The 5,217-nt window shown below is 74.5% G+C and carries 7 protein-coding genes; 5 read left to right on the forward strand and 2 right to left on the reverse strand.

Annotation, left to right across the window (positions count from 1 at the left end; genetic code table 11):
• Positions 1 to 378, reverse strand: a 378-nt coding sequence (locus L7D48_RS25335) for a GntR family transcriptional regulator (RefSeq protein WP_237882863.1), incomplete at its 3' end; no start/stop codon positions are given.
• Between the two features lie 47 nt (positions 379 to 425).
• Here L7D48_RS25335 and L7D48_RS25340 point away from each other — a divergent pair.
• Positions 426 to 920 (forward strand): carboxymuconolactone decarboxylase family protein, encoded by a 495-nt coding sequence (locus L7D48_RS25340; RefSeq protein ID WP_237882864.1) that lies wholly within the window; start codon positions 426 to 428, stop codon positions 918 to 920.
• A complete protein-coding gene (locus tag L7D48_RS25345) occupies positions 917 to 1,669 on the forward strand; it encodes an isocitrate lyase/phosphoenolpyruvate mutase family protein (protein WP_237882866.1) in 753 nt (250 codons plus the stop codon). Before L7D48_RS25340 ends, L7D48_RS25345 begins: the two co-directional genes overlap by 4 nt.
• A 7-nt stretch (positions 1,670 to 1,676) precedes the next feature.
• Here the strand turns inward: L7D48_RS25345 and L7D48_RS25350 are convergent, their stop codons facing one another.
• A complete protein-coding gene (locus L7D48_RS25350) occupies positions 1,677 to 2,894 on the reverse strand; it encodes an MFS transporter (protein WP_237882868.1) in 1,218 nt (405 codons plus the stop codon).
• 65 nt (positions 2,895 to 2,959) lie between these two features.
• Between L7D48_RS25350 and L7D48_RS25355 the strand changes: the two genes are divergently transcribed.
• The 3 genes from L7D48_RS25355 to L7D48_RS25365 all read left to right on the forward strand — a co-directional run.
• Entirely contained in the window at positions 2,960 to 3,361 is a 402-nt protein-coding gene (locus L7D48_RS25355) for a MerR family transcriptional regulator (protein ID WP_237882871.1), read from the forward strand.
• 223 nt (positions 3,362 to 3,584) lie between these two features.
• Entirely contained in the window at positions 3,585 to 4,187 is a 603-nt protein-coding gene (locus tag L7D48_RS25360) for an ImmA/IrrE family metallo-endopeptidase (protein WP_237882873.1), read from the forward strand.
• Positions 4,184 to 5,217 (forward strand): MAB_1171c family putative transporter (locus L7D48_RS25365; protein WP_237882875.1); only part of this gene is annotated, 1,034 nt, incomplete at its 3' end. The genes L7D48_RS25360 and L7D48_RS25365, both read left to right, overlap by 4 nt.

Consider the following 5,217-nt stretch of genomic DNA (forward strand, 5'->3'; position numbering starts at 1 on the left):
CTGGCGCGGGACGGCGGGGCGCGCGCCCGGCGGGCCGGCCGGCGCGGCCGGTTCGGCGCGCGGTGCGACGCGGGTGCCCGATCCCTGGCGGGCCGTCAGCCAGCCCTCGGCGACGAGTTCGGCGTAGGCGTCGGCCACGGTGTTGCGGGCGACGCCGAGGTCGGCGGCGAGCGAGCGGGAGGAGGGCAGCCGGGTGCCGGGGGCGAGGCGGCCGGTGCGGACGGCGTCGCGCAGGGCACGCATCAGGGAGGCCCTCAGGCCCCCCGGCCCGCCGAGGTCCAGATGGAGGTCGCTGCCGGCGCCGACGGCCCCGTCGGCCGGGCCGTCGGCCGGAGCACCGGCCGGAGCATCGGCCGGATTGGCCCAGGATTCCCGCATGGAAGTGGACCATACTCCTGGGCTAACGCCCGCCTAGGGTCGTCACCATGACGACAGTTCACGAACACGGCCCGCGCATGAACCTCTGGAAGCTCGTCCCCGAGGTGTACAAGGGGATGGCCGCCTTCGAGGCCGCGGCGTCGAAGGGGCTGGACCCGGTCATCGCCGAACTGGTCAAGACCCGCGCCTCGCAGCTCAACAAGTGCGCCTTCTGCCTCGACATGCATCTGGCCGACGCCCGCAAGCTGGGCATCGACCAGCTCAAGCTGGACCTGCTCGACGCCTGGGAGGAGGCCCACGGCCTCTACACCGACAAGGAGCAGGCCGCCCTCGCCCTCACCGAGGCGGTCACCCGGCTGGACGGCGGCACGCCGCAGGGGCACTACGTCCCGGACGAGGTCTACGAGCGGGCGGCGAAGAACTTCGAGGAGACCGAACTGGCCCATCTGATCTCGCAGATCGTCTCCATCAACGCCTGGAACCGCTTCCAGGTGGCCACCCGCGCCGTGCCCGGCTCGCTCAGGGACAAGGGCCGGCGGTGACCGGTGGCGGCCGGGGCGCGGTGGACGCCTTCCGCGCCCTCCACCACCGCGACGCGCCCCTGGTCCTGCCCAACGTCTGGGACGCGGTGAGCGCCCGCGCCTTCGCCGGCGCGGGCTTCCCCGCGCTGGCCACCTCCAGCAGCGCGGTGGCCGCCACCCTGGGGTACGCCGACGGTGAGGACACCCCACCCGGCGAGATGTTCGCGGCCGTCGCCCGGATCGTCCGCGCGGTGGACGTCCCCGTCACCGCCGACATCGAGCGGGGCTACGGGCTGGCCCCGCGGGAGGTCGCCGAGCGGCTGCTGGAGGCCGGGGCGGTCGGCTGCAACCTGGAGGACTCCGGACCGGCCGCACGGGGGTTGGCCGATCCGGGGCTGGCCGATCCGGGGCGCCAGGCGGAGAGGCTGGCCGCGGTGTGCGCGGCGGCGGACGGAAGGCTGCTGGTCAACGCCCGGATCGACACCTATCTGCGCGGCACCGGCGACCCTCTGGCGGCGGCGGTGGAGCGCGGGCGGCTGTACGCGGCGGCGGGCGCCGAGTGCGTCTACCCCATCGCCGCGCCCCCGGACCACCTGCCGGTGCTGGCCGCGGAGATCGGCGTCCCGGTCAACGCCCTGTGCCGCCCCGGCGCCCCCTCCCCCGCCGAACTGGGCGCCCTGGGCGCCTCCCGTGTCACCTTCGGCGGCTCCCTCCACGCCCGCGCCTCCGCCGCCGTCGCGGAACTCGCGGCGGGGCTGCGTACGGGCTGAGGACCGCTCACGCCCCGGTGCCCGCGCGCCCGGCGGGGAAACCGTGCGTGCGCGCGGCGAGCACGACGGCCGACACCGGCACCAGGAGGACGAGGACGCTCCAGGGGAGCGAGGAGGCACCGGCCGTCCCGAGGAGCAGACCGCCGACGACCCCGCCTCCCGCCATGGCCGCGTTCCACAGGGTGACGAGTATCGCCTGTGCGGAGTCCGCCTGTTCGCCGGCGGCGTCGCCCGCGGCGGTCTGCAGGAGGGTCGGGGCGCCTCCCCAGCCCAGACCCCACAGGATCGCGGCGGCGTAGACGGGTACGGCACCGCCGTCCGCCACCGCCAGCACGGCGGACGCCGCGCCGACCAGGAGGACCCCCGCGACGGCGAGAACCCGCAGACGGCGGTTGACGTGAGCCCCGACCGCCCAGATGCCCACCAGGCAGGCGGCGCCGAACACCAGCAGCACCAGGCCGGTGGAGCCGCCCATTCCGAGCCGGTCGAGGAGGACGGCGACGTAGGCGTAGAGAATGGTGTGGGCCAGCACGAACACCAGGGTGACGAACAGGACCGGCGCCACCCCGGGGACGGTGAGGACCCGCAGCAGCGGAGGCCGGTTCCCGGCCCGCTGCCCGGGGAAGTCCGGCACCACCGCGGCGATCCACACGAGCAGGCCGAGGGTGAGCCCGGTCATGATCAGGAAGGCCGCTCGCCAGCCCAGCGCTCCACCGACGAAGGTCCCCGCGGGCACGCCCAGGGACAGGGCGACCGGTATGCCGGCCATGGCGACGGCGATCGCCCTGCCCTGGAGGTGGACGGGCGCCATGCGGCGGGCGTACCCGGCCAGCAGTGCCCAGGCCAGCCCCGCGGCCACCCCGGCGGCGAACCGGGCCGTCATGGTGAGGGCGTAGGAGGACGAGAGCGCCGTGACGGTGTTGGCGACGGCGAAGCCGGCCATCGCCGCCGTCAGCAGCCGTTTGCGCCGCCATCCGGCGGTCGCCGCGGTGAGGGGGATCGCGGTGAGCGCGGTCCCGAGCGCGTAGACGGTCACGGCCTGGCCCGCCGCGGACTCGCCCACGCCCAGGTCCGCGCTCATGGCGGGCAGCACGCCCGCGGGCAGCGTCTCGGTCAGGCTGGTGACGAACACGGCCGTGGCCAGCGCGAGCAGCGCGGGCATGGGAAGCTTCCGGCCCCCGGCTTCCTTTCCGGAAGCGGTCGTCGGCATGGTGTGGGTGGTCATGCCGTGCATGCTCGGACCCTCACACCGGTGTGAGGGTCAACGCGGAACAGTGTGAGGGCGGTCACATGCGCATCGGAGAACTGTCGGAGCGGACCGGCGCCTCCCGGCGGCTGCTGCGCTACTACGAGGAGCAGGGGCTGATCGTCTCCAGCCGCTGCGCGAACGGCTACCGGTCGTACGGCGAGGCCACCGTGGACCGTGTCGCGCAGGTCAGAGGACTGCTCGACGCCGGACTGCCGACCCGGATCATCCGGCAGATCCTGCCGTGCCTGGACAAGCCCCGGGCCATCCACTTCCCCGACGCCACGCCGGAGATGCTCGCGACCCTGGAGGAGGAGCGCGACCGCATGACCGCGCGCATCAGATGCCTGACCCGCAACCGGGACGCCATCACCGAGTACCTCGAAGCGGTGCGCGCCGGTGCCCGTGCGGACGCGGCCTCCGCGCCCGGCGGGGACGGAAGCTGAGGCGGGAGGCCGCCGTACGGCTCGGCGGCCGGGGGCGTCTTTGAGCCAACTTGCCGGTGGCCGTGCCGCAATCGCGGCATCGGGTTGCGCACGACCCGGCGTTTGGTGACGATCTCCCAGGAGGCGCCGAGAACCGACACCCGGCCGACCACCCCGCGGCGCCGCCTCCAGGACCCCGAAGGCGACGCCGCGCGAAGCGGGAGGCGCCGGAAAGGACACGCCGGTGGCAGCGTCCCCCCTGCGCTTACCGGGCCGCCGCCGTGCCCGGTTCCGGGAGATGCAGCGCGACTGCGAGAGGCGCCTCGCCGAGATCGGCGTCGTCTCCGGTCACGACGGCACCGCAAACGCCGCGGGCACCACCGGTGCCGGGGGTATCACGGCCGTCTGCGAACAGGTGGGGCGGCGGCGCGGGCGCACCATCCGCCTCGTCCCGATGGAGCTGGAGGAGCCGCTGCTCCACGGCCTGTGGATCGCCCTGCCGGACACGGACGTCATCGTCTACCGGGCGAACACCAGCAGGCCCCACCAGGAGCACATCATCGCCCACGAGCTCTCCCACATCATCTGCGAGCACGACTTCGGCGCGCTCCCCGGGCCGGCCGTCCCGGCGCACCTCTTCCCGGAGGCCGATCCGGATCTCGTCCGCAGGTCGCTGAAGCGCTCCGCCTACGACGACCGGGCCGAGCAGGAGGCCGAGATGATGGCGTCGCTCCTCCTGGCGCACACCCGCCGCAAGGCCGTCCCCGGCCCGGAGGACGCCGACGCCCTGCCGCCCGAGGACGCCACCGTGATGGCCCGTGTGGAAAGCGTCGTCGGCCGCGGATGATCTACGACGCCCTGTCCCACCTGTGCGCCCTCGTCGGGCTCGCCGCGTTCTGCTACAAGCTCCCCGAGCTCCTGCGGCGCAGGGGTGATCCGGCCCTGTGGGCCCTGGAGACCTACTTCCTGTGCTCCGGGATCAGCTTCCTCATCGACCTCAACTGGCTGCGCGACGACGTCTCCCGCCTGTTCGGCTACCCGAACCTCACCACGCTCCTGACGCAGGCCGCGGTGGTCGTGCTGACGGCCGCCCAGCAGGTCGTACTGGTCCACTGGTCGCACCCGCCCGAGCGGGCGGCGGTACTGGCCCGGCGGCGCGTGCTGGCGTTCTCCGCCGCGCTGGCGGTCCTGGTCGTGCTGTTCTTCGTCGTGGAGCCCTACCGGCAGACCGCCTCCGCCGAGGGCACCCTGCTGAGCAACATGCGCGACCGCGACTACGCGGGATACCTGCTCCTCTACATCACCGTCTGCGCGGTGGGGCAGGTCGGGGCCGTACGGCTGTCCTACCGCTACGCGCTCATCGCCCGCCGCACCTGGCTGCGCGCGGGCATGTGGACGGTCACCGCCGGCGCCTCGCTCATCCTGCTCTACTGCGCCATCCGCTACACCCAGATCGCCGGCACCCAGCTCGGCCACGACATGAGCGCCTGGGAACCCGCCTACTGGCTGGCCGGGAGCGTGGGGGCGCTGCTGCAGGTGTTCGGCTGGACGGTGCCGTCCTGGGGCCCCGCCCTCTCCGGCCGGCTGCGCGGCTACCGCTCCTACCTGCGGCTGCGCCCCCTGTGGTGGGCCCTGTACGAGGCGGTGCCGGCGATCGCCCTCGAACCGCCGCCCAGGCGGCCGCTGGACCTGCTCCCGCCGGCCGGCCTCGACTACCGGCTCCACCGGCGCGTCATCGAGATCCTCGACGGCTACCACGCCCTGGGCCCGCATCTGCCGCGCGGCGCGGAGCGGGGCTCTCCGGCCGACGAGGCCCGGCTGCTGAGGTCCGCCCTCGACGCGCGGGCCGGGGCCCCGGCGGGCCCCCCGCCCTCCTC

It is taken from the genome of Streptomyces sp. ICN903, assembly GCF_022015835.1.
In the GTDB taxonomy this organism is placed as follows: Bacteria; Actinomycetota; Actinomycetes; order Streptomycetales; family Streptomycetaceae; genus Streptomyces; species Streptomyces fenghuangensis.

Excerpts from the sequence above, each read along its gene's own strand:
- L7D48_RS25350 (WP_237882868.1), bottom strand. The coding sequence starts at position 2,894 with ATGACCACCCACACCATGCCGACGACCGCTTCCGGAAAGGAAGCCGGG.
- L7D48_RS25355 (WP_237882871.1), top strand. The coding sequence starts at position 2,960 with ATGCGCATCGGAGAACTGTCGGAGCGGACCGGCGCCTCCCGGCGGCTG.
- L7D48_RS25340 (WP_237882864.1), top strand. The coding sequence starts at position 426 with ATGACGACAGTTCACGAACACGGCCCGCGCATGAACCTCTGGAAGCTC.